Genomic DNA, 26,379 nt, shown 5'->3' with positions numbered 1-26,379 from the left:
CACAGCACAGAAATGAGGTGCGATCATGTCGAAAAAAGCAACGGAATTTCAAAGAAAAGCAATGAGCTGGATGTACCGGGGCAAGGAAATCTTCAAGCCTTTGAACACTGGCTGGATCGACGAGAATGTTGCCTGCGTGCGCGAATGGGTGGCTAACATCTTCTTCTACCGCAAAGGCGATACGACCATTATGATCGATGCGGGATATAACTACGACCGCCTTGCCGAAAAAATGGGCTGGCTTGAGATTGATCCGAAGTCGATACACCATATCCTTATCACCCATCAGGACACCGACCATGTGGGGGCGGTGGAAGCAGACAGTCCGGGGCTGTTCCGGAATGCGAAGCTGTACATCGGCGAGATCGAGAACCGGTATCTCACCGGCGAGGTGCGGCGAAAAGTCATCTATCATCTCTATAAATTGCCGCAGGTCACGATCAACAACGAAAAGGTACTGCTGCACGATGGGCGGGTACTTGACATTGACGGCATCAAAATCGAGTGTTTTCTCGTTCCCGGTCATACATGGGGGCACATGGTATACCTTGTGGACGGGAAATATCTCTTTACCGGCGATACCATCTGGTTCGGCGCGGACGGTGGATACAGCTTTATTTCCGCATTGGCAGAGGACAACAAGCTGGCGGTGAAGTCCTTGGCATTGCTGGAGAAAAAGCTGAAAAAACGTGGGCTGCATCCGCTGTTCATTACCGGACACACCGGCTGGACGGACAACATGGAGTTTGCCTTTGCGCACAGAAATGAGTTGAGCTCACCGTTCAAGAAAAAAGTCCACGACCCATCGGCACCCTATGATGCCTACGACGAATCGGACGACACCGAAGAAAATGCAAAGAGCGGTTTTCTGAAAGGCGTGGGAAGATGAAGGACAGCGAATTACAAATTGACCGTAGCTGCCATGTGCTATATTCCAAACCCTGCAAAAAGGAAATTCTGGCGAAAATCACTCTGCACTATCCGGAGGTGGAGCGCGAGGCGGTCTGGGAGCAGGTGCAGCTGAGATACGAAGAGCTTCTTTCCAAGTGGCGCACCGACCTCGGCGGTAAAAAGAATTTTCACAACGGCGTAGGCGGCACCTACGACTGCATCGCCATCATGTGCTTTTACGATGTGTGCCGGGATGTGGTCACATTCCGCGAAATGGAAGAGATCGAAGAAAATCTGATCTTGCCGGCTTTCCGGAAGCTACGTTTTGTTGATATCAACAAGCCGTTTTGGAGGAAGCTGATGTATCGGGCATTCAGCACCGCCCAAAAGCACTGTGACACATGGCATGATTACGAGATGGATGTTGCGCCTTACGAAAACAGCAAGCCCATCTATTATGAATTTACGGCGTGTCCGGCGGCGGAATTTGCCAAGCGGTTTGGATTTGCGGACATTATGCCCGCCCTGTGCAATGTGGACTATGCGTCCATGGAACTGCTCCATGCCAAGCTCGTGCGGACGACCACCTGCGTGGACGGCTGCCGATGCGACTATACCATCTGCGGCGATAAGGATCCATACGTAAAGGAACATCCCGAATACCGGGATGAAAACGGATACAGGAGGAATAAGTAATGCTTTTACAGGTGATTCTGGAAGGTCTTGGGCTGGGGGCACTGCTGGTTCTGGTCTGCGCTGCGGGCATCCGCAAAGGGGCTGTTGGGATGGTGCATCTTTACAGCCCGGCGGTGCAGCAGCGGTGCGTAAAACTGGGGCTTACAAGCCCGGAACGCATCCGACGCAACAGCCTGCTGTTCAAAGCAGTCTGCATTCCCGGCTATATCGGCTATGTGCTGGTCTGTGTCTATGGGATAAACGGTGCAAAGGGCTTTGTTCAGGGTTTCTGGCAGTTACTCGTTATCTTGTCCGTTATGAATCTCATGGACCGCCTGTTGGTTGACGGCTATTGGGTGGGGCATACGAACGCATGGACGATCCCCGGAACAGAGGATCTGAAGCCGTACATTACCGCAAAAGACAAGCAGAAAAAATGGCTTTTTGGTACGGTAGGCATGGCAGTCATAGCGGCGGTGCTGTCGGCAATGATGACTATTTTTCTTTACTGAGAGAGGAACCTATGAAATACAAAATCGAGAAAAACACCGTGCAGGAGACGCTGATCCTCCCGCTGTATTCCCGGAAGCTGTGTACCGAGCTGTATCCGAACCTTTACCAAGACGAAACAGCGGTGCATCTGATCGACCAGATCGACTACGATTTTTCAGGGGCGGAGAAAAGCTCCCGCAGTCTGATGCAGCGGTTCGGTGCGCTGGAGGTGGCCATGCGGCAGAATGACCTTGCCTTTGAGGTGCGGGAATACCTGAAAAAACACCCCGGCGCAGCGGTGGTCAATCTGGGCTGCGGGCTGGATAACACCGGCAGAGCCTGCGACAACGGCAGATGCAAAATTTACAATCTGGACTTCCCGGATGTTATTGCCTTGCGGCAGCAGCTGCTGCCCGCCGGGGAGCGGGAGCAAAACATTCCCTGCGACCTGAAAGACCCCGCATGGTTTGGCAGAATCGATGCCTCCGGCGGGGCGGTGTTTTTTGCCTCCGGGGTGTTCTATTACTTCCCGACCCAGCAGGTCCGGAAACTGGTGCGGGGGATGGCAGACGCTTTCCCCGGCGGTGTGCTGGTCTTTGATGCCGCCAACCGTACGGCGGTGAAGATGATCGCAAAAACATGGCTCAAGACTGCAAAGATCAAGGATGTGGGGGCATATTTCGCCGTTTCGGATGCCAAAAGTGAGCTTTCCCCATGGGACAGCCGCCTGCAGGTATCCAGCCGGGGCTATATGCTGGGTTACAGCGACCTGAAAGACCCTTCCGTCAGCGGCTTTTTCCGATTCCTCGCAAGGGTTGGGGACAACGGGATGAAAATGCAGATCGTGAAGATCGGATTTGGAGGGAGAGCATGAAACACCTGCACTTTGATGTGGAACTCAATGGCTTTTACGGTGCGTATTGGGCGTGTGCCGGCGGTTCAGACTGTGCGGTCATCACGATGATCGGGGATGATCCGGAGGATCGGCTTGCGCGCTCGGCAGTGAAATGGCTTTGCGGGTGCGGCGTGAACGTGCTCACAATGTCGCCCGCGAAAAAAGATTACGGACATCATAATTACCCGCTTGAGCGTGTGGAGACGGCAATTTCATGGCTGAAAGCTAACGGTAACAGAAAGATCGGCATTGCCGGTGCATCGACCACCGGAACGCTTGCGCTGACAGCGGCTGCCATGTTCCCGGATATCACCCTGACCATTGCCATGACACCCAGCGACTTTGTGTGGCAGGGCTTTCTGCAGGGCAAAAGGGACGGCTGCAAGGAGTGGCCGGTCGAGGGTGAATCGCTGTTCTCCTACCGGGGCAAGCCGCTGCCCTATATGCCGTTTTGCTATCAGCATCCCGACTATTGGCATTGCATCGCCGCCGAGAGCAAACGCGCCGGCGATATGGTAAACTCCCGCAAGCTGTTTGACGATTCCGAGACAGCTCATCCGATCGAGCCGGAAGAATACATTCCCGTTGAAAACATCCGGGGAAAGCTGCTGCTGATCGGCGCGGAGGACGATGCGCTGTGGGACACCGCAAAGTATATCCGCCGGATGGAAAAGCGCCTTGCCGAAAAACCGCATGAATGCGAGATCGAGACGATGGTTTATGCCCACGGCACCCACTTCGTTTTCCCGGAGGGGATGCTGAAAATTATGCTGCCGGTTGGCTCCGGCCTATTTGTGAAATGGGCCTTCCATGCGGCCCGGAAATATCCGAAGGAATGCCGGGAGACCCGGAAAGACATCGAGAAACGGATGTGCCGGGTGCTGGCAGAATGGAAAGGGGAAAAGTAAAATGCGTTGGATGGGAATCCCTATGGCGATGTGGGCCGTGTTTGCGAAATCGTTTCAGACGCAGCTGACGGCGGTACTGGGCTATGATGCAGCCACCGCAAAGCAGATCACCAAAAGCGCCAAGCCGAAATACAAAGAGATCATCGCCAAATTGCCGGAGTTTGAAAAAGCGGACCGCTTCAAGATGAACATCGTCAACTGCGCAATGCTCGGCGCGTTCATTCTCTCCATGCCGGAGCGCCCGGAAGCGGACAGGCTGACGGATTACTATGCAAGATCCATGATGACAAAGCCCATGCAGTGGTTCTGCCGCAAGAGCGGAAAAAGCAAGTTTACCGCAAAGGACATTGCCGCCATGAAAGCCACCGCCGCTCTGAAAGCCGCCGACCGCAACCCCTACTCGTGGAACATGGACTTTTACGAATACCCGGATGGCAGCGGCTACGAGGGACGCTTTACAAAATGCGGCATCTGTGTGCTGATGAAGGAGCTGGGGCTGTATGACCTGACCCCTGCTTTGTGCCATCTGGACTACACCATGAGCGAAGCAGGCGGTGTGACAAAGTTTGTGCGGCAGTACACCCTTGCCTCCGGCGGGCCCTACTGCGACTGCGGGTACAAAAAGAAGGGGTGACGGACGATGAAGGCGAAGGAAACCTATCTTTCCCGTGACTTTCGGGAGACTGCGGCGCAACGCTTTCCTGCGCAGGCAAAGCAGCTGAACGCCGCTTTTGATATGCGCCTGAGTGCGCTGCTGGCTGAAAATGCGGGTGCAAGCAAGGAAATGCAATATCACCTCAAGCGGCAGATATTGCCGGGCATTTCGGCCTACGAGACCTTGCAGCGGGTCATGCCGAAAGAGGAGGCACTGCAAACCGTTCACGGCTATGTGGAGCACTTGGCGAGAACGAGCCACAAACAGCTTGCCGCCCTGCTGCACATACCGGGGCTTTACCGCCTTGTTCCCGGCGTTTTCGTCAAATCCACCCGGAGCATTTTCGGCCCGGCGGCGGGCTTTGCCCCAAAAGAACTGCAGACTGGTAACGGCGTCTGGCGTGTGGATATGATGAAGTGTCCCTATCACGACACCTGTGCGGACTACGGCTGTCCGGAGCTGTGCCGCTGCTTTTGCGACAGTGATGACATCAGCTGTACCGGTCTTCATCCGAAGCTCATTTGGCATCGAACAAAAACGCTGGGGCGCGGAAATGACCGCTGCGATTTCTGCATGAAGGTCAAAAAATAGCGGGGAGGCAGTTTGGTATGAAAAGCGTTCGTCAGGAGCGGAGAGGTCGGCAAATGGAATGGGAGCGTAGATATATATGAAAATCATGATCGCCGCTGTATTTTATTTTCTGTATTGGGGCGTATGCTTTCTCGGAACAGGCACGGACAGGAAAAATCTCATCGGATTGCGTTCCTATCCCGATGAGGTTCAGACCCGTGTGCAAAGCGACCCTCAGCTTGGGCAAGCAGTTCCGAAGGCAAAATCCACCGCTGCCATTTTGCTCAGTAATCTTCTTTTGTTTACAGTGGTGTTTTCCGTTTTGGGGCTTGCGTTGAAAAGTGTGCTGGGCCTAAACAATTACCTGTCAGCATTTTGGTACTTCCTTGCATTCGGCGAGGGATTGGGCCTGTTCGATCTCCTTGTGATCGATCTGCTCTGGTGGCGCAGTACAAAACGCATCCGTTTCTCGTTTTTGCCGGAGAAGAAATACTATCAGGATCCGAAAAAGCATATCGAATCGTTTTTGCACGGAATGCCGCTGTTTGCCGCGATCGCCGCGCTGACAGCCCTGATCGTTACCGTACTTTGAAACAATACATGGGAGATGCTCCTCGCTGTATGGCCTCATCAAATACCCCGACGCGGGAATGCAATGATCTGCCATATTTGCGGACGTGAAGGAGAGAAGGTAAAGTCGAAATGAAAATCACGGTTCTTGTAACGCTCATGGTATTTCTGGCATACTTTCTTGTTTTATACGGCGGGGTGGGTTTCATTCAGGACAAGCGTTTTTTCTCATCCGCACCAAAGGAAAATCTGGACGCAATCCCCGATACAAAGGAACGATTTCCCGGCGCACATAGTATCGGCTGGGTGATTGAGATCATTGCCATCCTGCTTTTTCTCGCTGCGGCGGCACTAAGCGTATGGGACGGCGTCAGAAACGGCTTCGGCTTCCTGGACTTCTTTGTGCGGTTTTTCGCCGTGCTCTACGCCATGGAGACCTACGATATCATTTTCTTTGACTGGGTGCTGCTGTGTCACTCCAATTTCTTTCCGCATTTCTATCCGGAGCTGAAGGGCGTGGTCGGTCCGCATATGTTCGGCTATAACAAGCGAACACATATCCGGCACTTTGTGATCTACATTCCCGCCTCCGCTGTGGCAGCGTGGCTTTGCGCACTGCTTTGAGGACGTGTGACAGAAGCAATAGTTTTGGGAGGCAGAGATTTTCTATGCGTGTGATAAAAAAGTCCTGCATGAAAAAAAGAAAAACAACAGAAGCCCATATCCAGCAGCTTCAGCATAAGGGAAAACAAGGAATCCGCTACACCGCGATGATGCCAGATGCCCGATTCGCACGCAGACTGAGAGGAGAAAAACAATGATCGTACTGCAACTGCTGCTTTATTGTCTGCTGTTTACCGCAATGATAAAAATCGCTGTGATCGGTGGTGCTGTCAATGGACTGTACTTTTATCCCAAGGAGGTGCAGGATCGCGCCATCGAACTGGGACTGATCGACCGCAATACGATGAACCGGAAACGAAAATGCTTTATGATACCGTTCTTTATCGTGATGCTTGCTGCTCTTGTGCTGATTATCGGTTTGTGGAACGGGGCTTCCTCCTTTGGTGAGGCCTATTGGCAGGCGCTGCTGTTTCTTGAGGTCATGAATATCTATGACGGCGTTGTAATCGACAAGCTATGGGTCGGGCACAGCCAGTTTTGGGTGCTGCCAGGGCTTGAAGATGCGTCGTTCGTGCAGACCTGGAGGCAGGTGCTGAAAAAGCGAAGTATACTGGCGCTGATCTGGGTTGCGGGAGCGGCAATTGTCGGCGGTATTGTCCATTTGATTTTCTAAGAAGTTGGAAATTGCCCAAATGAAAAGCAGAATCATGAACTGCAATCGGAGGCAAAAAAGATGAAGACGGAGAAACCGAAAAAGCTGATTCGATGGTATATCTCGGTGCAATCGGGGCAGTACTGACGATCCTGGCGGCAGGCATTGTGGTGCCCGCTTTGTCCTATCTGCTCAGCTTTGCCGCCGGAGCCATGCTGTATGTGGTGGTGGAGGAGCTGATCCCGGAAATGTCGCAGGGGCAGCACTCTAACGTCGGCACGGTGTTTTTGCGGTAGGCTTCAGCGTGATGATGGTACTGGATGTGGCACTGGGATAGCGCATGGTTGAGAAAATTGCGATGCAAGGGGCGAAGAAAGGAAAAACATGAAAGACAGAGATCTGCCAGTTGACCACAGCTGCCATTCCAAGCCCTGCAAAAGACGGATTGTGGAGATCGGATTGAATAAACAGTATGATTGATATCATTTTTCATGACAAAACGGGGGTCACTCCCTATAATCCCGGACAAACAGGCGGCTTTGAAAATGCGGCCGGAAGTGGAGAAATTCACTATTACCGGCTGTTTGATGGCGTGGGGATCATGCTGCTGCGGCTGGAGATGGAGACCTATACGGAAATCCGCACGCAGATCGGTATGATAGAGATCAATTTCTGCATCAATGGCCGTTTTGAAACCAGCTTTTCCATGCGTGATAGCGTTCTGCTAAAGCCGGGGGATATGGCCGTCAGCTGCTACGACGGACGGCATGGAACACGTTCAGAGTCACGGTTCCCGCTGGGCTGTTACGAAGGGCTGTGTCTGGAAGTTGATCCAGCAGCCGCTCAGAACTGGCTTGAGAAGAACGCACCGGGCTTTTCGGTGGATTTTGCGGTACTGAAGCAGAATCTTCTGGAAAACCGATGGTTCATGTTCGGTACGGCAGGACCCCGCTGTGAGCACGTTTTCCGGGAATTGTACGAAAATGCGCCCTACATGGATCTCCGGTTCCTGCGGCTCAAGGTGGTGGAGCTGTTGATGCTGCTGAGCCGCATTCCGCAGGAGGAAGGAACGGACTTGTACTGTTCTACCGAACAGACCGAACTGGCACACCATCTCCGGGATCACCTTCTGACAAACCGGGAGGGGTATGTCTCCCTTGTGCAGCTGGCAGAAGAACACGGGATCTCGGTTTCGCACCTGCAAAAAATGTTCAAACAGGTCTACGGTGTGCCAGTATACCACTATATCAAGGAATACCGTCTGGAACAGGCTGCCGTAGAGCTTGTCCGGAGCGCAAAGCCCATTACGCAGATCGCACAGAATGCAGGATATGACAACGCCAGCAAGTTTTCGGAGGCTTTCCGGAAACGATATGGAACGACCCCGTCGCAGTACCGCACCCACGCAAATGGACTCGCAAAACGGAGCAGGGAAATCAGAATGGAGTAGTCCACGGCCGAAAAATATGCTAAAGTACAGAGCGGTTAGAACAAACTTACTTTAAAACCGGAGGTACTTTCATATGATGATGAAAAAGAAATTTGTTGCAGTGGCCTTGTCTGCGGTCTGCCTGCTGTCTGCTGTCGGCTGCGGCCAGCAGAGCGCAAGCACAGCGTCTTCGGCATCCAGCGTTTCCTCCTCGGTGGCTTCTTCGGCTTCCGCAAGTCAGGTAATGGATGCGGAGGATTATCTGTCTGGTATCAGCGGGACTTATGTGGAACTGTTCCCGGAGATGGCAAAGAGTGAATACCGGAATTTGTGGCTCGACGCTGCGACTCCGCTGGTAGGCGAGGACAATGCGGAATCGGCTACGGATATGCTGCTGGGAATGTGCATGGCAGAGCCGTATGGCGAGGAGGCTATTGAAAAATATGCAGCAGATCCGGACAGCACGGCGTTCAACTGCTATTTTCTGGGCGGCGTGGAAAAATTCGTGATGAATGGCGACACCATCACCGGTTTGGATGCGCAAGGACAGGAAGTGTTTGCACACACCTACCAGAAACTGGATGTGGACAATGAAAACAGCTTCCTCTTCTACCAGAGCGAGGATGCGGATTCCGGGGAGTTTACCTACTTTGCCTTTGCGCCCGATACGATGGAAACGACGTATCATCTGGAATTCCGCTATGCAGAGGATCTCGACGACCTGCAGAGCTGGTATGAAGGAAATTATGCTTATTGGAATGCTGCCGCCATCGCAGAGAACTATGATCAGGCAACTATGGAAAATGTCATTGAACTTTTCGCCACAGAAAATTTGTCTGAGGCAGAATAAGCGGCACATGTGCACCCGATCATGTCAGGCAGTTGCGCATGGCAATATTACGGTAAGGATGTGATTTGATTGAAAAAACGATCGGACTTTTCCCGGCTGATGGGCTACGCCGGGAACTACCGATATTTCACCTACGCTTCGTGGGTGCTGTCTGCGGTCAGTGCGCTGGTGGCGCTGGTGCCCTTTGTGTACATCTGGAAGATCCTGCGGGATGTGCTGAACGCCGCGCCGGACTACGCGCAGGCGGTGAACATCCCCCATTACGGCTGGATGGCAGTGTTGTTTGCAGTGCTGTCTTACCTTATTTACATTGCGGCGCTGATGTGCTCCCACCTGTCGGCGTTCCGGGTGGCGACCAATCTGCGGCTGGCGGTGTCGGAGCATCTGGCGGTGCTGCCGCTGGGCTTTGCCGAGACTTTCGGCAGCGGTAAGCTGCGCAAGATCATCCACGAGAGCACCGGAGCCGCCGAGACCTATCTTGCCCACCAGCTGCCCGATCAGTATAACGCCATCGCAACCCCGGTGGGGCTGCTGGTTTTGCTGCTGGCGTTCGACTGGCGGCTGGGGCTGCTGAGCCTTGCGCCGGTGGTGCTGGCTTTCCTCATTATGACGACCATGACCGGCAAGCGGATGGCTGAAAAAATGCGGCAGTACGGCAACGCCTTGGAGGCTATGTCCAACGAGGCAGTGGAATACGTCCGGGGCATCCCGGTGGTCAAGACCTTCGGGCAATCGGTATTTTCCTTCAAAAAGTTCAAGACCACCATTGATGAGTATGAAAAGTGGGTCATCTCCTACACCAAAGACCTGCGCCTGCCCATGATGTTCTATACCGCCGCCGTCAACGGCGTGTTCGCCTTTTTGATCGCGGGCGGGCTGCTGTTCACGACCCACGGCGTCACCCCGGAGTTTCTGCTGAACCTGCTGTTCTATATCATCATCACGCCGGTGATCTCCCTGACTTTGACCCGTATAATGTACATGAGTGAGAACAAGATGGTGGTAGCGGATGCGCTGGCACGCATCGACTCGGTGCTGGAGGCGGCGCCCATGCAGGTGCAGGCTGTTCCGCAGCACCCGAAGGATTCCTCTGTCACGTTGCGGGATGTGCATTTCAGCTACGACGGAAAAACCGAGGTCATCAAGGGCGTTTCTCTGGACATTCAGCCGGGACAGACCGTAGCTTTTGTAGGCCCTTCCGGCGGCGGAAAATCCACGCTGGCAAACCTTGTCTGCCGGTTCTTTGATGTGCAGAGCGGCAGCGTCCGGGTGGGCGGAGCGGATGTGCGGGATATCCCCAAGGAAGAGCTGATGGATACCATCTCCTTTGTGTTCCAGAACAGCCGCCTGCTCAAGGGCAGCATTCTGGATAACGTCCGTCTGGGCAGACCGCAGGCCACCGAAGCCGAGGTGCTGGCAGCGTTGAAAGCCGCGCAGTGCATGGATATCGTGGAGAAGTTCCCGGCGGGCATCCATACCGTTATCGGCACCAAGGGCGTGTATTTGTCCGGCGGCGAGCAGCAGCGCATTGCCATTGCCCGCGCCATGCTGAAAAATGCGCCCATCCTGATCCTGGACGAGGCCACCGCTTTTGCCGACCCGGACAATGAAGCTAAGGTGCAGGCGGCCTTTGCCCGGCTTGCCAAGGGCAAAACGGTGCTGATGATCGCACACCGCCTGTCTACCGTAGCCAACGCTGACTGCATCTATGTGGTGCAGGATGGGCGTATTACGGAGACTGGCACAAAGGACGAACTGTGCGCGCAGAACGGCCTGTTTGCCCGGATGTGGCAGGATTATCAGGCCTCGGTGCAGTGGAAGGTCGCAAAGGAGGGGTAAAGGATGATCGAAAAAATTCAACACGCCACGGCCAGCTCCCCGGAGGGCGCAAAGGGGCTTGTAAAGGGCGTTCTGGCCTGTGCGTTCCAAAACATGGCGTTCATGCTGCCCACCGGGCTGCTGTATCTCTTGGTAAAAGATCTGCTGGCAGGCTCCGCGAGCGGGAGAACCGCCTTTTATCTGCTGGGGTGTGCGGCCTGCTTTGCGCTGATCTTGCTGACCACGTGGTTCCAGTACAACGACACCTATTTTACGACCTATAAAGAGAGCGGCACTCGCCGCCTGACCCTTGCGGAGCGGCTGCGCAAGCTGCCCCTGTCCTTTTTCGGCAAGCGGGACCTTGCCGACCTGACCAGCACCATCATGGCAGACTGCGAGGTGTTGGAAAAGGACTGCTCCCACTTCATCCCCGGTCTGTTCGGTTCCCTCATCTCTACCGTGCTCATTGCCCTGAGCCTGTTCGCCTTTGACGGACGGATGGCGCTGGCAGCCCTGTGGGTCATCCCGGTATCCGCTGCCATCGTGATGGGCAGCTACCGGGTGCAGGACAAGGTGCAGGCCAAGACCATGGCGGCGAAAATGGCTTGTGCGGACGGCATTCAGGAGTACATCGAGACCCTCCGCGACCTGAAAGCCAGCAATGCGGAGCAGCGGTATCTGTCCGGTCTTTCCGACAAAATTCGGGCTGTGGAAAAGCAGTCCATCGCGGCAGAGCTGGAAACGGCGCTGTTCGTGTCCTCTGCGGGCATGGTGCTCAAGCTGGGCATTGCGTCGGTGGCACTCACCGGCGCGGTGCTGCTGGTGCAGGGCAGTATCGACGTGCTGACCCTGTTTCTGTTCCTGATGGCGGCTTCCCGGATGTACGACCCTATGCAGGGCGCGTTGCAGAATCTGGCAGCGGTCATTGCCATGCGCACCAATGTGGGGCGGATGAACGAGATTCTGGACGCTCCCTTGCAGACCGGCAGCGAGCAGCTGACCAATCAGGGCTGCGATATCGTGTTCGACCATGTGGGCTTTGCCTATAACTCTGGCGAGACGGTTCTGCGGGATGTTTCCTTTACCGCAAAGCAGGGCGAGGTCACGGCACTGGTGGGCCCCTCCGGCGGCGGCAAGACCACTGTTTCCCGGCTGGCAGCACGGTTCTGGGATTACCAGAAGGGCAGCATCACCGTGGGCGGCATGGAGGTTTCCCAAATCGACCCGGAAAAGCTCATGAGCCTGTATTCCATCGTCTTTCAGGATGTGACCCTGTTTGACAACACGATCCTGGAAAACATCCGTCTGGGGCGCAAAGGTGCCACCGACGAGGAAGTTCTGGCGGCGGCAAAGCTGGCAAACTGCGAGGAATTTGCCGAAAAGCTGCCGGACAAGTGGAACACGAACATCGGCGAGAATGGCTGCGCTCTTTCCGGCGGCGAGCGTCAGCGCATTTCCATCGCCCGTGCTTTTCTGAAGGATGCGCCTATCATCCTGCTGGACGAGGCCACCGCCAGCTTGGATGTGGAAAACGAAACTGCCATTCAGGGGGCACTGTCCCGGCTCATTAAAAACAAAACCGTCCTCATCATCGCCCACCGGATGCGCACCGTAGCTGGTGCGGATCAGGTGGTGGTGCTGTCGGGTGGCATTGTGGCCGAGCAGGGCAGCCCGGCAGAGCTGTACGCCCGGAAGGGGCTGTATACCCACATGGTGGATCTGCAGTCGGCAAGCCAGAATTGGACGATCTGAGAATGAGGGCGGCTTTTATTTGGGAAAAAGTCTTGCATTCAGTTAAAAACTGTGGTATATACATTATACGAAACACTGTTTTGAAAGAACGCTCCACCGTTCAATGATGTATAAATGGGAGGTGCTTGCCGTGACCGCCGTGATCTATGCCCGCTATTCTACTGACAGTCAGCGTGAAGAATCCATTGAAGGTCAGATCCGGGAATGCACCGCCTATGCGGAGAAGAACGGCTTTACGGTGGTCAAACACTACATCGATCGTGCCGTTTCTGCAAAAACGGACAACCGCCCGCAGTTCCAACAGATGATCAAAGACAGTGAACGTGGCATCTTTGATGTTATCATCGTCTGGAAACTTGACCGCTTTGCTCGGAACCGCTACGACAGCGCACGGTACAAGACCCAGCTGAAACGCAATGGTGTGAAGCTGGTATCGGCTACGGAAGTCATTTCGGCTGGCCCGGAGGGCATCATTCTGGAGTCTGTTCTGGAGGGCTATGCGGAATACTACTCGGCTGACCTGTCTGAAAAGGTCGTGCGTGGCATGACCGAGAATGCTCTCAAGGGTATTTATAATGGTGGCACGATTCCGTTCGGATACATGATCGATGAGACCCGGCATTACCAGCCCGACCCGTTGTTGGCTCCGTATGTGGAGCAGACGTTCCAGAAGTATGCAGACGGCGCGACTATGACCGACCTGCGGGATTGGTTAAAGGCGCACAACATCAAAAATTCAATGGGCGGGGAGATGTCCTATAACACGATTCAGCGGATGCTGAGTAATCGCCGGTACATCGGCGAATTGCGTTTGCGGGATGTGGTACAGCCCAATGCGATCCCGGCACTCGTATCAGGTGAACTTGTCGGGGTAAGGCCCCTCCATCTTGCTGCGCAAGACCGTTCTGTCGCTTGAAAGCCCCACTGGGGCTTTCATTGCTCCGCTTCGCTGCGCAAACGCGAACCTGTTCAACAAGGTGCAGGAAAAGCTGGCGAAAAATAAAAAGGCCCCTGCCCGTCATAAGGCAGAGGAAAGTTATCTGCTCACCACCAAGCTGTACTGTGGTAAGTGCGGAGCGCTGATGTTTGGCGAAAGTGGTGTCAGTCATACCGGCAGGATGTACACTTATTACAAGTGTGCTGCCGCCAAGAAGAAAAAGACCTGCGATAAAAAGGCAGTGCGGAAACAATGGCTGGAAGATTTGGTAGTGACCGAAACCATGAAGCTGGTGGAAGATGATGCTTCCATGAATGCCATCATTGCCAAGGTCATGGAGCTGCAAAATCAGGAAAGCACTGACCTGCCTATCTACGAAAAGCAGTTGAAGGAAACGGAAACCGGCATCACCAATATGCTGAACGCTATCCAGATGGGCATTCTGACCAGCTCCACCAAGGAGCGGCTGGAAGCGCTGGAAGAACAGCGGAAGGAACTGCAAGCCCGCATTGCAGAAGAACGGCTGGCCAAGCCGAAGATGAAAGAAGAATTCGTCCGGTTCTGGCTGCTCCGTTTCCGTAAGCTGGATATGACCCAGCCGGAGCAGCGGCAGGCACTGGTAGATACCTTCATCAATGCCATCTATCTCTACGATGATAAGGTGCTTATTACCTTTAACTATAAGGAAGGTACAGAAACGGTCGCTTTCGGGGAAGCCGTGAAAGCGGAGAAAAGTTCGGATATGAGTGCGCGAGGTGCACCAGATATTGAGCGTCAAATCGTAAGATTTGGCGTTCTTTTTTGTTATGTAACCCCGAAAAATCGGGGCTTGCACGGTCAATGCACGATTGGTGTTTTCATAGGAATCCTCTGCATGGGCTGGAATTACTTTGAAGTGCGTGGTAAATTTTGCATTAGGTCAGCAGAGCCAGACGGAGCTGCGCCTTTACTTCGGGGTCTGCATTCTTCAGCAGTTCCAGCAGAGCAGTCGTAGAGATGGTCGGTTCGCCTTCGGCGGGTAACTGCGCCAATATCTGAATGGATGCAGACAGACTGCCGTTGAACTTCCGGCGGGCAAACTGCCTGATTTTGGTTGATACAGGCGTAGAATGTGTTTGGATTTTTAGCGGTCATCCGCCAGAATGGATATTTGATGATGACTGGGGTGTTGTAGCCAACGCCCAATTCCAGAAAGAGGATGCGCTGTCCCTCGTGACGGCGCAGAAATTCACTGTATCGCTTTGCCGCACGGTGCCATCCTTCGTCCTCTACAAAGGTAAGTAAAAGACGGGGTGCTGTGCATTTGTGCAGCACCCCGTCTTTTATTTGTGCTCATCTGCGTCCGGCTCATAGAGCAGCTCCAAATAGGGGTGCTTCCGGATGGCGGCAACCACCTCATCCAGGCAGGTCGCGCAGAAATTCTGGCAGCATAGAGTTTGTGCCGATAGAAATTTTGCGTACAGTAGATTTTGGAAATCTTCTTTGATGCCGCAAATCGTAGGCGGTGCCCATGGTTAGATGGATCTCGTCCTGCGGCAGAAAATCAATAAAATTGCGATAATAAACTATTCGCCCAGATGCCAGATGTCGCGGTCGTACTCGGCAATGGTGCGGTCGGAGGAGAACATGCCCGCTTTGGCAATGTTCACCAGACACTTGCGCCGCCAGCCCTTCGGGTCGCAGGCGTAATCGCTGAGGGCCTGCCCCTTGCGCACAACGTAGGCGTTGAAGTCCGGCAGGGTCTGGAACCAGTCTTTATGGATCAGCTCGTTGTGCAGGCGGGTCAGGTTTTCGGCGTGACCGGCGGCCAGCATCTCCGGGCCGGTGAGGAAGTTGATGGCGCGGCGGATGTTGGCATCGCCCTCCACCCACTGGGCGGGGTCGTAGTCGCCCACGGCGTAGCGGTGGATGACCTGATCGGAGGTCTGGCCGAAGATATAGATGTTCTCCTCGCCCACCTGCTGGCTGATCTCCACATTGGCACCGTCCATGGTGCCCAGCGTCAGCGCGCCGTTCAGCATGAACTTCATGTTGCCGGTGCCGGAAGCTTCCTTGGAGGCAAGGCTGATCTGCTCGGACAGGTCGCAGGCGGGGATCAGCTTTTCGGCGGCGGTAACGTTGTAGTTCTCCACGAACACCACCTGCAGCCACTTGGACACTTCCGGGTCTGCGGCAATGACCTTGGACAGGGTCAGCAGCGCATGGATGATGTCCTTTGCAATGGTGTAGGCAGGTGCCGCCTTGGCACCGAAGATGCTCACCAGCGGAGCAGCGGGCAGGTGCCCGGCCTTGATCTCGTAGTACTGATGGATGAGGTACAGCAGGTTCAGCTGCTGGCGCTTGTACTCGTGCAGGCGTTTGGACTGGATGTCGAACACAGCATCGGTGTTCACGCTCACCTTCTGGGTGCGCAGCAGCCAGTCTGCCAGTGCTTCCTTGTTGGCCTTTTTCACAGCGGTCAGCTGCTCCAGCACAGCTTCGTCGTCAGCAAAAGCCAGCAGCTTTTCCAGCTCGGCGGCATCCTTACGGAAGCCGGAGCCGATGTGCTGTTCCAGCGCGGCGGTCAGGCGGGGGTCGCATTCCAGCAGCCAGCGGCGGAAGGTGATGCCGTTGGTCTTATTGTTGAACTTTTCCGGGTACAGCTCGTAAAAGCCGTGCAGCTCGGAATTTTTCAAAATCTCGGTGTGCAGCGCTGCCACGCCGTTGGTGGAGTGGGTGAAGTGGATATCCATGTGGGCCATGTGCACCCGGTCGTCCTTGTCGATGATGGCAAGGCTCTCGTCCTTGGTGCGGGTGCGGGCCAGTGCGTCCAGCTTTTCGATAATGGGCATCAGCTGGGGCACCACGGCATCCAGATAGGCGCGGGGCCACTTTTCCAGCGCTTCGGCCAGAATGGTGTGGTTGGTGTAGGCGCAGGTCTTTGTGACGATCTTTACGGCTTCCTCAAATTCGATGCCCTTTTCGCCCAGCAGCCGGATCAGCTCCGGGATGACCATGCTGGGGTGGGTGTCGTTGATCTGGATGGCGGCGTAGTCGGCCAGATCATGGTAATCGCAGCCCCGGGCGGCACACTCGGCCAGAATGAGCTGGGCACCGGCAGAGACCATCAGGTACTGCTGGTACACCCGCAGGCGGCGGCCTGCCTCATCGGAATCGTCCGGGTAGAGGAAGAGGGTCAGGTTCTTGTCGATGGCAGTTTTATCGAAGGCAATGCCGTCATGGACGATGCTTTCATCGATGGTGTCAAGGTCAAACAGGTTCAGGGTGTTGGTGCGGCCCTCGTAGCCGGTAACGGCCAGCTTGTACAGCCGGGCAGTGTACTCCTTGCCCGCCAGCTCCACCGGGTAGGTGATGTCAGTCTTTTCTGCCCAGCTGTGGGCGGTGAGCCACGGGTCAGGCTTTTCGTTCTGCACGCCGTCCTCAAAGGACTGATGGAACAGGCCGAAGTGATACCGCAGGCCCACGCCGTCGCCGGGCAGGTTCAGCGTTGCCAGAGAGTCGAGGAAGCAGGCAGCCAGACGGCCCAGACCGCCGTTGCCCAGAGAAGGTTCCGGCTCTACCTCTTCGATATCGGAAAGGCTCTTGCCGACGGCAGCCAGTGCATCGCGGGCTTCATCGTACAGTCCCAGATTGATGAGGTTGTTGGACAGCAGCTTGCCGATGAGAAATTCGGCGCTGATATAGTACAGTTTGCGGCCGGTGACCGGCTGCACACGGTCGGCGCTCTTCTGCCGGACGAGTTCCAGCAGCGCGAGATACAGCTCCTGATTCGTGCAGTCTGCCAGCGGCTTGCCCGTGAGACCCTGTAACGTTTCGGTAAAGCTCATAAATGCATCCTCCTTTGTTAGGGTGTATCTGAAAAGTCGAAAATTTAGTCTATTTCTACAAGCACAGCCGGATCTTGCGTGAAACAGCCTTGGATCCCGCTTGTGCTTGCGAAATATTCGTCATTTTCTTTGTTTTCAAATACACCTTGCGGAAAACAGGTTTGACATCTGTACTTCCAGATATACCACATAAAACAATCAAAATCTTGCCTAAAAAGCGCAGACTGTGGTACAATCCTATCATCGGGAGGTGAAACGATGCAAAATCAGGCATCTTTGCAGGAGACCAAGCAGCATGGTGCCGTGCGGTTTCCCTTCAATCTGTATCCCTGCACCATTCCGGGGGACTTTCCGCAGGTGGCGCTCCACTGGCAGGAGAGCATGGAGCTGGTCTTTGTCAAGCGGGGCACAGGACTGGTGCAGGTGGGCGCTGAGAGCTGCCCGGCCCGCATGGGGGACATCTTTATTTTTACGCCCGGCACCCTCCATGCCCTGCGGCAGGCCGAAGGGCAGTGCATGGAATACGAAAATATCATTTTTGAGCTGGAGCTTCTGGGCGGCGCAGAGGACCTTTGTGCCGAGAAATATCTGCTTCCGCTGCAAAGCGGGCGCTTGTCGCTGCCTGCGCGGCTGACCCCGAACGATTTGTGCTATCTGCAGGTCGCCGCCTGCCTGCGGGAGGTGGAGGATGCCAACCGCGCCAAGCTCCCCGGCTACGAGCTGCAGGTCAAGGGGGCATTGCTGCGGTTTCTTGCCCTGCTCCTTGCACAGGGCCGGCAGCGGCTTGCCGCCGAGACAGCCGATACCCAGCGGCTGAAAACGCTCCTGCAATGGCTTTCGGCCCATTATACCGAGGAACTCCGGGTCGCCGATGCCGCCGGGGTCTGCTCCTTCAGTGCCAGCCACTTCATGCGGTGGTTCCGGCAGATGACCGGGCAGAGCTTTGTGGCCTTTCTGAACGAGTACCGGCTCAACGCCGCCGCCGAAGCGCTGCAGGCCACGGATGAGACGGTTCTGACCATCGCTTCCCGGTGCGGGTTTGAGAACCTCTCCTATTTTAACCGGGCGTTCAAGGCGCACTTCGGCATGACACCCCGGGAGTACCGGAAAAAATAAGCAAAACGAGGCCGTTCCGCCTCTCTGGAAAAGAGAGGGAACGGCCTCGTTTTTTGCATATCAGATCTCCGGCGGCGGGCAGCAGCTCTCCCGTTGGATGAGCTTATGCGGCACGATGATCTTGGTTGCCAGAAGATTCGGGTTTTCGATATAAAAAAGAAAAGGCAGTGCAGCCCGCCGGGGCCACACTGCCTTTGTCAGACTTTATTGTAATCGATTCCGCTGCGATGCATAAGAGCAAGATTGTACAAAAATAGAAAACAGAGAAACTGGTCTTGTGTGAAAATACATTGCATTGGATCGCTGCAGTCTATTGCAATGACCGTTCAAAAGCGTTAGAATAAAAACAATGATTTGTCTGTAACAGACAGGAAAAATTTTACTTTCAAGGAGGACTTTGCAAATGAAAAAACGTTTGATCAGCATGGTTCTGGCGGTCAGTATGGCAGTCAGCATCATGCCTGCCCCTGCTTTTGCGTCCGGGGGGGGGGCAGCAACCTGAAACTGTGATCGGGCAGGAGGTCGACCGGCAAAACAGCAGTGGGGACTATTCAGAGGTCTCTTCGCTGGATCAGCTGACCTATACAGGCAACGAGTGCAGGGTCCGGCTGACGGAAGACATTGTGATGACCGGGGCAGTTACAGTTAACAATGGAAATCGTTTGACCATTGATCTGAACGGCCATACGCTTACGGCAGCGGCAAACAGCCAAGCGTTCCGGATCCAGAACGGCGCACTGACGATCGAGGACAGCGGCAGCACGGGTGTCATTCAGGGCAGCGGGACCGTGACTGGCAACGGCGGTGCCATCTGGATGAGCAGCAATGACAGCAACAATGCACTGACGCTGACCGGCGGCACGATCCGCGGCTTTACTGCAACCGACGGCGGCGGTGTATATGTGTCCGGCGGCTCCTTTGAGATGTCCGGCGGAACAATTTCCGCTTGCAATGCGGCCAACGCGGGCGGCGGCGTATATGTGTCCAGCGGCTCCTTTGAGATGTCCGGCGGCTCGATTGAAAATTGCACAGCACATGAGGGCGCAGGCGTTAAAGTGCTTGCCTCCAGCGGAAAAGCCAGCTTCAGCATGAGCGGTTCTGGCGAGATCAAAAACTGCAATCAGGATGGTGTCTCGATCGCTGCAATAGGCGGTACATCTGAATTCAGCATGAGCGGCGGCACCATCGAAGACAACAGTGGGTTTGGTGTATGGGTGGATAACGGATCTGCTGTGATGAGCGGAGGCTCTGTCAAGGGCAGCGAACGTTATGATATCTATATTGGCAGCAGGGCCGCACTGACGGTGAAAAACACTCAGGTCGGCGGAACTGTGTTGAACCTGGGCAAGATCACGGGTCAGGGTAGCGCCGAGTTTACCGGTACGGTAGAAAATTCGGGATATGCGGTAGCTGAAATTACAGGATGCAAGATCCACAGAATCGAGCATCGCTCCCCCTATAAAGGAACAATTACAGACTCGCCGTGTGACGAGTATGTTTATCTGCTCGGCCGCAGTTGGAAGATCCCGAGCGGAGCGGGCGAAAGCATCACCCTCAAGGTTTCGAGCTATTTACCACCGGTAATGGAAAACTCCTTGGAGATCCCGAAGGGGGTCACAGTCACGGTGGATCTGGCGGGCAAAACGCTCTCTGCAAAGGAAAGCGATTTCAAGATCATCAATCATGGCACCCTGACGCTGATCGACAGCAGCACCGGCGGCACCCTCAGCATCCCCATTGAAAATGACGATGACGGCGTCCTGAATGCAAATGGCGGCACAGTGACCAGCGAAGTGACCAACAAGGGAACGATCCAGGCAACCGGCACGCCGGTCACTCAATTCACCGGAACACTGGTCAATCAAGAGGGCGCATCCGTTACGGCCGGCGATTTCAGGGGTTGCATGATCACGAACAATGGCGGAACGATCGGCGGCGGTGCGATTTGGGATAATCCGGAGCATGACCCGGAACAGCCCGGTGCTGGTTCTGAAGATGGCGGCGCAGGTGCCGTGATCGCTGCGTTGGCCGTTGGCACGGTCGTTGTGGGCGGCGGCATTCTGCTGGCGCACAGCTACATTCAAAATAACCTGCCCGAAGGCTTTGCGGTTCCTGAGACCCGGCAGGAGCTGGCTGTAGTGCTGTGGAACATGGCAGGCAAGCCGGAACCGGCCTCTCAGCAGACATACACTGACGTACAGGATGAAGAGGTTCTGAAAGCCGTGTGCTGGGCGGTAGAAAATGAATTGGTCACCCCGGAAACGGAGTCCACCCTTGGCGCAGATGTCCGGGTGAACCGGCTTCAGGTGATCGGGGCGATGTATCAGACGAACAAACGGAAGAAGTAACCGATTTTCCTCCGGAAAGAAAACACAAAGGGGATGTTTGTAAGACCGTTCGGATAGGAGTGCGCGAGGCGCACCACAAAAAAGCACGAAGCAGCAATGCTTGGTGCTTTTTCTTTTTGACATGTGCGGCGGGATGCTTTATAATAAGAATGATTTCAGATGTCTGCGGGGCGGCGCGCCCTGCGGTAAAATTACGGCAAGCAAAAAAGGGAACTGCTATGAGAGAAGAAAAGGCCAGCGCATTGCCGCTGCTGCTGGACGTGCGCAGAATGGACGAAAATAACCGGGCTTACGCCTACCGTATGCTGCGCAAAAATATTATGACCTTGCAGCTGCAGCCGGGCTGTCAGCTGAGCGAGGCCGAACTGTGCGAACAGCTGGCCATGAGCCGCACACCGGTACACGAAGCGCTGATGATGCTGAAAAGCGAGTGGCTTGTGGATGTTCTGCCGCAGCGCGGCAGCATTGTGTCCAAGATCAGCGTTCCATACCTGAACGAAGGCTTTGCCATGCGCCGCATTCTGGAACCGGCGCTGCTGCGCGGGCTGGCCGGAAAGCTGACAAGGGAACAGCTGAACGAATTTCAGGAACTGCTGAACCGGCAGAACGAAGACCTTTATCTGGATCAGGATGCAGCAGATGACTTCTTCATCTCGCTGGATAACGACTTCCACAGGCTTTTGTACCACGATTCCGGCTACGACCGCATCTGGGAGGCCATGCACAACGTTACTTCCCATATGGACCGTGTGCGGTATCTGGACTCGGCCCTTTGCCGGGGAAATATTGCCTCGGTGCAGAAAGAGCACGAGCAGATCTTTGGCTACCTGCGGGACGGCCTGCCGCTGGACGTGGACGTAGAAGCCCTGTTTGAGCATCACCTTGGCATGTACCGCGAGAATTTCCAGAAGATATTGGAACGGTTCCCGGATTTCTTTGTACGGACATAAACCAGAAAGAGCACCCGCTGCTGACCCTTACAAGGCCATGGCAGGGGGTGCTCTTTGGGTTCAATACGGATACGGCTTTACGCCGGGCTGCGGATATCAATTTACGACGGCAGTGTTTCTGATGGATTTTGCACCAGAAATGCTGCTTTTTCTGTTCAAAACCCGGAAAAACAGCAGTTTGTGCTCTTGAATTGCCCGAAAAGCTTGCAGGAATGCAGGTTTTTGTGGTAATATTTAAGATGTGTTCCCGTTGAGGGGAAGAAAGAGAGGGGTAATCAAATGATCAATATCTGCATCATTGCCACCATTGTGATCTATCTGGTGGGAATGCTGTTGGTTGGCTTTGTCTACAGCAAGTCCAACGAGGACAGCAGCGATTTCTACCTCGGCGGCCGCACGATGGGCCCGCTGGTCACGGCTATGAGCGCCGAAGCCAGCGATATGTCCAGCTGGCTGCTGATGGGTATGCCGGGCCTTGCATATCTCACCGGCATCGCGTCGCCGGGCTGGACGGCCATCGGCCTTGCTGTGGGCACATGGCTCAACTGGCTCATCGTGGCCCGCCGCCTGCGCCGCTACTCGGCCAATCTGGATGCCATCACGGTGCCGCAGTTCCTTTCCCTGCGGTTCCATGACCAGCGCAACCTGCTCAACGCGCTGGGCGCGGTCATTATCATCGTGTTCTTCATCCCGTACACCGCTTCCGGCTTTGCCGCCTGCGGCAAGCTGTTCAACAGCCTGTTTGGCGTGGATTACATGGCGGCCATGGTTCTGTCCGCTGTGGTCATCGTGGGTTACACCATCATGGGCGGCTTCCGCGCTGTGTCTACCACCGACCTGATCCAGTCCGTTGTCATGAGCATGGCGCTGATCGCAGTGCTGGTGTATGGTGTCAGCGTGGCAGGCGGCTGGGACGTGGTTCTGGACAACGCCCGCAGCCTGCCCGGCTACCTGACCATGGCTGCAAGCCACAATGTAGCAGACAACACTGCCACCTCCTACAGTCTGCTGGACATCGCGTCCACGCTGGCATGGGGTCTGGGCTACTTCGGCATGCCCCACATCCTGCTGCGCTTCATGGCCATTGAGGACGAAAAGAAGCTGGTGCTCAGCCGCCGCATTGCAAGCGTGTGGGTGGTCATTGCCATGACCGCTTCCATCGTCATCGGCATGGTGGGTCTGGGCATGACCAAGGCGGGCGCACTGGAGTTCCTGAGCGGTTCTTCCAGCGAGACCCTGATCGTGCGCGTGGCCAGCCTGATCGCTCAGCACGGCGTGCTGGCAGCCATTCTGGCAGGCCTGATCCTTGCCGGCATCCTTGCCGCTACCATGTCCACCGCCGACAGCCAGATGCTGGCAGCGGCCTCCAGCGTATCCCAGAACATCCTGCAGGAGTTCGGCCACATGAAGCTGACCGAGAAGCAGAGCCTGTTCGCCGCCCGCCTGACCATCATCTGCATCAGCGTGGTGGGCGTGGTGCTGGCCCGCGACCCCAACTCCAGCGTGTTCGGCATCGTCAGCTTTGCATGGGCCGGCTTTGGCGGCTCCTTTGGCGCAGTGGTGCTGTGCTCCCTGTTCTGGAAGCGCTGCAACTGGCAGGGCGCACTGGCCGGTATGCTCTCCGGCGGCCTGATGGTCTTTGTATGGAAGTACATCATCAGCCCGCTGGGCGGCGTGTTTGGCATCTACGAGTTGCTGCCTGCCTTCCTGATGTCTTTGGTGATCTGTGTTGTGGTGAGCCTTGTCACCCCGGCACCCTCGGCAGAGATCGAGGCAGAGTTCGACGCTGCCAAGTAAAAACGATTGGGAATGCCCTCCGCTGTGCTCTGGGCATAGCAGCGGAAAAATGATGGATCCTTATGCAAAAGAGCAAAGCCGGCGGGCTTTGCTCTTTTGCTTTTTCACGGGTGGGGACGGAGAGGAAAGCGGCATTTAATTCAAAAGAATCAGCCATGCTTCGCAGCATGGAAGCAGAAATCCAAAACAGAAAAAGAACAGAAGATCCAGCACGAGCCGCATCAGACGGGTAAGCGGCGTGCCGAAAGACATGGCATGAATGATAAAAAGATTCACCTCACCCCAGCGCCGGTAGTAACCGGTTTGCTCAAAATTGTTCCAGAGCTCAAGAGATAGAAATTCAAATCCGGCAAACAATGGAAAAATGACCAGGGAGGACATCCAGCCGTCGGCCTGAAGCGAACCATCGCTGAGAGTCCGCCAGTGCACAGCTAATCTGCCTGGACAGGCAAAAATTCCCCACAGGGCAAGTGCAATGCTTAATGCAAGAAGAGCAGTACGCACAGAATGCCAGTCTACAGTGTGCTGGCGGCGCAGCATGGTGAAAAAATCTTCCAGAGGAACGGGAGGAGTGTCATCTTTTTGACGGGAGTCATGACAGTGCATCAGGTCAGCGAGGGTCAGGCCCAGCACATCGGCCAGCGGCTCCAGCGTGTTGATGTCTGGCAGCCCGATGCCGCGTTCCCAGCGGCTGACGGCTTTATCCGTAACGTGAAGCTGCTGAGCCAGTTCGGCCTGCGTCATGTTCCGCTCCCGGCGCACTTGTGCAAGGAATGCACCAAATTCTTTTGCATCCATTCTGCTCACATCCTTTTCCACAGGATAACACAGAAATGTGGAAAACACAACCGACGGAACGTTTAACTTCCGGTTTACAAAACAAAAAGGACGTGCTCCCTTGCGGGAACACGTCCTTTTTTATCGCTTCAGTATCAGGCAGAGATCAGCTTACAGCTGGGGGCCGGCAGAGACCAGAGCCTTGCCGTGCTCGTTGCCCTCGTACTTCTTGAAGTTCTTGATGAAGCGGCTTGCCAGATCCTTGGCCTTCTCTTCCCACTGGGAAGCGTCAGCATAGGTGTCGCGAGGATCCAGAATGCCGGTGTCCACGCCGTTCAGCACGGTGGGAACCTCGAAGTCGAAGTAGGGGATCTTCTTGGTGGGAACATTGTTGATGTCGCCGTTCAGGATGGCATCGATGATGCCGCGGGTATCCTTGATGGAGATGCGCTTGCCGGTGCCGTTCCAGCCGGTGTTGACCAGATAAGCCTTGGCGCCGCTCTTCTGCATCTTCTTGACCAGCTCCTCAGCGTACTTGGTGGGGTGCAGCTCCAGGAAGGCCTGGCCGAAGCATGCAGAGAAGGTGGGGGTGGGCTCGGTGATGCCGCGCTCGGTGCCTGCCAGCTTTGCAGTGAAGCCGGACAGGAAGTAGTACTGGGTCTGCTCGGGGCTCAGGATGGAGACCGGGGGCAGAACGCCGAATGCGTCAGCAGACAGGAAGATGACGTTCTTTGCAGCGGGTGCAGAAGAAATGGGGCGGACGATGTTCTTGATGTGGTTGATGGGGTAGGACACACGGGTGTTCTCGGTAACGCTCTTGTCGGCGAAATCGATGTGGCCCTCGGCATCCAGAGTGACGTTCTCCAGCAGAGCGTTGCGCTTGATGGCGTTGTAGATATCGGGCTCGGAGTCCTTATCCAGGTTGATGACCTTTGCGTAGCAGCCGCCCTCGAAGTTGAACACGCCGTTGTCGTCCCAGCCGTGCTCGTCATCGCCGATCAGCAGACGCTTGGGATCGGTGGACAGGGTGGTCTTGCCGGTGCCGGACAGACCGAAGAAGATAGCGGTGTTCTCGCCGTTCAGGTCGGTGTTGGCAGAGCAGTGCATGGAAGCCATGCCCTTCAGCGGCAGGAAGTAGTTCATCATGGAGAACATGCCCTTCTTCATCTCGCCGCCGTACCAGGTGTTCACGATGACCTGCTCCTTGCTGGTGATGTTGAAGACAACAGCAGTCTCAGAGTTCAGGCCCAGCTCCTTGTAGTTCTCAACCTTGGCCTTGGATGCGTTGTAGACAACGAAATCGGGCTCAAAGTTCTCCAGCTCCTCAGCGGTGGGCTTGATGAACATGTTGGTGACGAAGTGTGCCTGCCATGCAACTTCCATGACAAAGCGGATGGCCATGCGGGTATCCTTGTTGGCACCGCAGAATGCATCCACCACGTACAGGCGCTTGTTGGACAGCTCCTTCTGAGCGATGGCCTTCACAGCAGCCCATGCTTCCTGAGAAGCGGGGTGGTTGTCGTTCTTGTACTCGTCGGAAGTCCACCACACGGTGTCCTTGGAGTTCTCGTCCATAACGATGAACTTGTCCTTGGGAGAACGGCCGGTGTAGATGCCGGTCATAACGTTCACAGCACCCAGCTCGCTGACCTGGCCCTTTTCGTAGCCTTCCAGACCGGGCTTGGTCTCTTCCTCGAACAGCTGCTCGTAGGAGGGGTTGTACACGATCTCAGTCGTGCCGGTAATGCCATACTTGGTAAGATCCAACTTTGCCATATTCGCTATACCTCTACTTTCGTTTGATCCATACGTCCTGTATAGGGCACAGCGTTTCCCGGCGGGCCGG

22 protein-coding genes and 2 pseudogenes are annotated in these 26,379 nt (G+C 55.2%); 21 read left to right on the top strand and 3 right to left on the bottom strand.

Going from position 1 to position 26,379, the window contains the following annotated elements; translation table 11 throughout:
- Window positions 1–25 precede the first annotated feature (25 nt).
- From MTP41_RS07680 to MTP41_RS15710, 17 genes and pseudogenes are all read left to right on the top strand, one after another.
- Complete coding sequence (locus MTP41_RS07680; RefSeq protein WP_097777108.1) at window positions 26–889, top strand: MBL fold metallo-hydrolase; 864 nt, start codon at window positions 26–28, stop codon at window positions 887–889.
- Complete coding sequence (locus MTP41_RS07675) at window positions 886–1,587, top strand: L-2-amino-thiazoline-4-carboxylic acid hydrolase (protein WP_097777107.1); 702 nt, start codon at window positions 886–888, stop codon at window positions 1,585–1,587. Before MTP41_RS07680 ends, MTP41_RS07675 begins: the two co-directional genes overlap by 4 nt.
- Window positions 1,587–2,078, top strand: a complete 492-nt coding sequence (locus MTP41_RS07670; RefSeq protein ID WP_249236538.1) for a hypothetical protein — start codon at window positions 1,587–1,589, stop codon at window positions 2,076–2,078. The genes MTP41_RS07675 and MTP41_RS07670 overlap by 1 nt, the downstream gene beginning before the upstream one ends.
- A gap of 11 nt (window positions 2,079–2,089) precedes the next feature.
- Window positions 2,090–2,932, top strand: coding sequence for a class I SAM-dependent methyltransferase (locus MTP41_RS07665; protein WP_249236537.1), 843 nt, complete (start codon window positions 2,090–2,092; stop codon window positions 2,930–2,932).
- Window positions 2,929–3,861, top strand: a complete 933-nt coding sequence (locus MTP41_RS07660; protein WP_242915932.1) for an acyl-CoA thioester hydrolase/BAAT C-terminal domain-containing protein — start codon at window positions 2,929–2,931, stop codon at window positions 3,859–3,861. Before MTP41_RS07665 ends, MTP41_RS07660 begins: the two co-directional genes overlap by 4 nt.
- Window position 3,862: 1 nt before the next feature.
- Window positions 3,863–4,495, top strand: a complete 633-nt coding sequence (locus tag MTP41_RS07655) for an L-2-amino-thiazoline-4-carboxylic acid hydrolase (RefSeq protein ID WP_249236536.1) — start codon at window positions 3,863–3,865, stop codon at window positions 4,493–4,495.
- Between the two features lie 6 nt (window positions 4,496–4,501).
- Window positions 4,502–5,107 (top strand): L-2-amino-thiazoline-4-carboxylic acid hydrolase, encoded by a 606-nt coding sequence (locus MTP41_RS07650; protein ID WP_249236535.1) that lies wholly within the window; start codon window positions 4,502–4,504, stop codon window positions 5,105–5,107.
- A 76-nt stretch (window positions 5,108–5,183) separates the two neighbouring features.
- Window positions 5,184–5,678, top strand: coding sequence for an ABC transporter permease (locus tag MTP41_RS07645; RefSeq protein ID WP_112092004.1), 495 nt, complete (start codon window positions 5,184–5,186; stop codon window positions 5,676–5,678).
- A gap of 110 nt (window positions 5,679–5,788) precedes the next feature.
- Entirely contained in the window at window positions 5,789–6,280 is a 492-nt protein-coding gene (locus MTP41_RS07640) for a hypothetical protein (protein WP_249236534.1), read from the top strand.
- A 44-nt stretch (window positions 6,281–6,324) separates the two neighbouring features.
- Window positions 6,325–6,477 (top strand): hypothetical protein, encoded by a 153-nt coding sequence (locus MTP41_RS07635; protein ID WP_197041795.1) that lies wholly within the window; start codon window positions 6,325–6,327, stop codon window positions 6,475–6,477.
- The gene (locus MTP41_RS07630) at window positions 6,474–6,953 is read left to right on the top strand and encodes a hypothetical protein (protein ID WP_097777100.1); all 480 of its coding nucleotides are present in this window, start codon (window positions 6,474–6,476) and stop codon (window positions 6,951–6,953) included. Before MTP41_RS07635 ends, MTP41_RS07630 begins: the two co-directional genes overlap by 4 nt.
- 110 nt (window positions 6,954–7,063) lie before the next feature.
- Window positions 7,064–7,269, top strand: a pseudogene (locus tag MTP41_RS07625) (zinc transporter); the annotation flags it as partial.
- Window positions 7,270–7,404: 135 nt separating this feature from the next.
- Window positions 7,405–8,382 carry a helix-turn-helix transcriptional regulator gene (locus MTP41_RS07620; protein WP_249236533.1) on the top strand — a complete coding sequence of 326 codons (978 nt, stop codon included), beginning with the start codon at window positions 7,405–7,407 and terminating at the stop codon, window positions 8,380–8,382.
- 73 nt (window positions 8,383–8,455) lie between these two features.
- Window positions 8,456–9,211, top strand: coding sequence for a hypothetical protein (locus MTP41_RS07615; RefSeq protein ID WP_097777098.1), 756 nt, complete (start codon window positions 8,456–8,458; stop codon window positions 9,209–9,211).
- Window positions 9,212–9,280: 69 nt separating this feature from the next.
- The gene (locus MTP41_RS07610; RefSeq protein ID WP_179859627.1) at window positions 9,281–11,050 is read left to right on the top strand and encodes an ABC transporter ATP-binding protein; all 1,770 of its coding nucleotides are present in this window, start codon (window positions 9,281–9,283) and stop codon (window positions 11,048–11,050) included.
- 3 nt (window positions 11,051–11,053) lie between these two features.
- Window positions 11,054–12,781, top strand: a complete 1,728-nt coding sequence (locus MTP41_RS07605; RefSeq protein WP_097777097.1) for an ABC transporter ATP-binding protein — start codon at window positions 11,054–11,056, stop codon at window positions 12,779–12,781.
- A gap of 130 nt (window positions 12,782–12,911) precedes the next feature.
- Window positions 12,912–14,712 (top strand): annotated as a pseudogene (locus MTP41_RS15710) (recombinase family protein).
- A gap of 571 nt (window positions 14,713–15,283) precedes the next feature.
- Here the strand turns inward: MTP41_RS15710 and glgP are convergent.
- Window positions 15,284–17,545 carry a glycogen/starch/alpha-glucan family phosphorylase gene (glgP, locus tag MTP41_RS07585; RefSeq protein WP_118528597.1) on the bottom strand — a complete coding sequence of 754 codons (2,262 nt, stop codon included), beginning with the start codon at window positions 17,543–17,545 and terminating at the stop codon, window positions 15,284–15,286.
- 258 nt (window positions 17,546–17,803) lie between these two features.
- On the opposite strand from glgP, the gene MTP41_RS07580 reads away from it, so the two are divergent.
- The 4 genes from MTP41_RS07580 to MTP41_RS07565 all read left to right on the top strand — a co-directional run bounded on the left by MTP41_RS07580 (window position 17,804) and on the right by MTP41_RS07565 (window position 23,756).
- Window positions 17,804–18,661: an AraC family transcriptional regulator gene (locus MTP41_RS07580; RefSeq protein WP_249236532.1), complete on the top strand. Its 858-nt coding sequence runs from the start codon at window positions 17,804–17,806 to the stop codon at window positions 18,659–18,661.
- A gap of 626 nt (window positions 18,662–19,287) precedes the next feature.
- On the top strand, window positions 19,288–21,009 hold the full coding sequence (locus MTP41_RS07575; RefSeq protein ID WP_249236531.1) for a right-handed parallel beta-helix repeat-containing protein: 1,722 nt from the start codon (window positions 19,288–19,290) through the stop codon (window positions 21,007–21,009).
- Window positions 21,010–21,227: 218 nt separating this feature from the next.
- Window positions 21,228–21,959 carry a GntR family transcriptional regulator gene (locus tag MTP41_RS07570; protein WP_165852626.1) on the top strand — a complete coding sequence of 244 codons (732 nt, stop codon included), beginning with the start codon at window positions 21,228–21,230 and terminating at the stop codon, window positions 21,957–21,959.
- A gap of 279 nt (window positions 21,960–22,238) precedes the next feature.
- Window positions 22,239–23,756 carry a sodium/proline symporter gene (locus MTP41_RS07565; protein WP_249236530.1) on the top strand — a complete coding sequence of 506 codons (1,518 nt, stop codon included), beginning with the start codon at window positions 22,239–22,241 and terminating at the stop codon, window positions 23,754–23,756.
- Window positions 23,757–23,891: 135 nt separating this feature from the next.
- Here MTP41_RS07565 and MTP41_RS07560 read toward each other — a convergent pair whose 3' ends face one another.
- Complete coding sequence (locus tag MTP41_RS07560; RefSeq protein ID WP_249236528.1) at window positions 23,892–24,554, bottom strand: helix-turn-helix domain-containing protein; 663 nt, start codon at window positions 24,552–24,554, stop codon at window positions 23,892–23,894.
- A gap of 150 nt (window positions 24,555–24,704) precedes the next feature.
- Window positions 24,705–26,309, bottom strand: a complete 1,605-nt coding sequence (gene pckA, locus MTP41_RS07555) for a phosphoenolpyruvate carboxykinase (ATP) (RefSeq protein ID WP_097774186.1) — start codon at window positions 26,307–26,309, stop codon at window positions 24,705–24,707.
- Between the last annotated feature and the right edge of the window lie 70 nt (window positions 26,310–26,379).

Source organism: Faecalibacterium sp. I4-3-84 (genome assembly GCF_023347255.1).
In the GTDB taxonomy this organism is placed as follows: domain Bacteria; phylum Bacillota; class Clostridia; order Oscillospirales; family Ruminococcaceae; genus Faecalibacterium; species Faecalibacterium taiwanense.
This window is presented reverse-complemented; position numbering and strand designations above follow the sequence as displayed.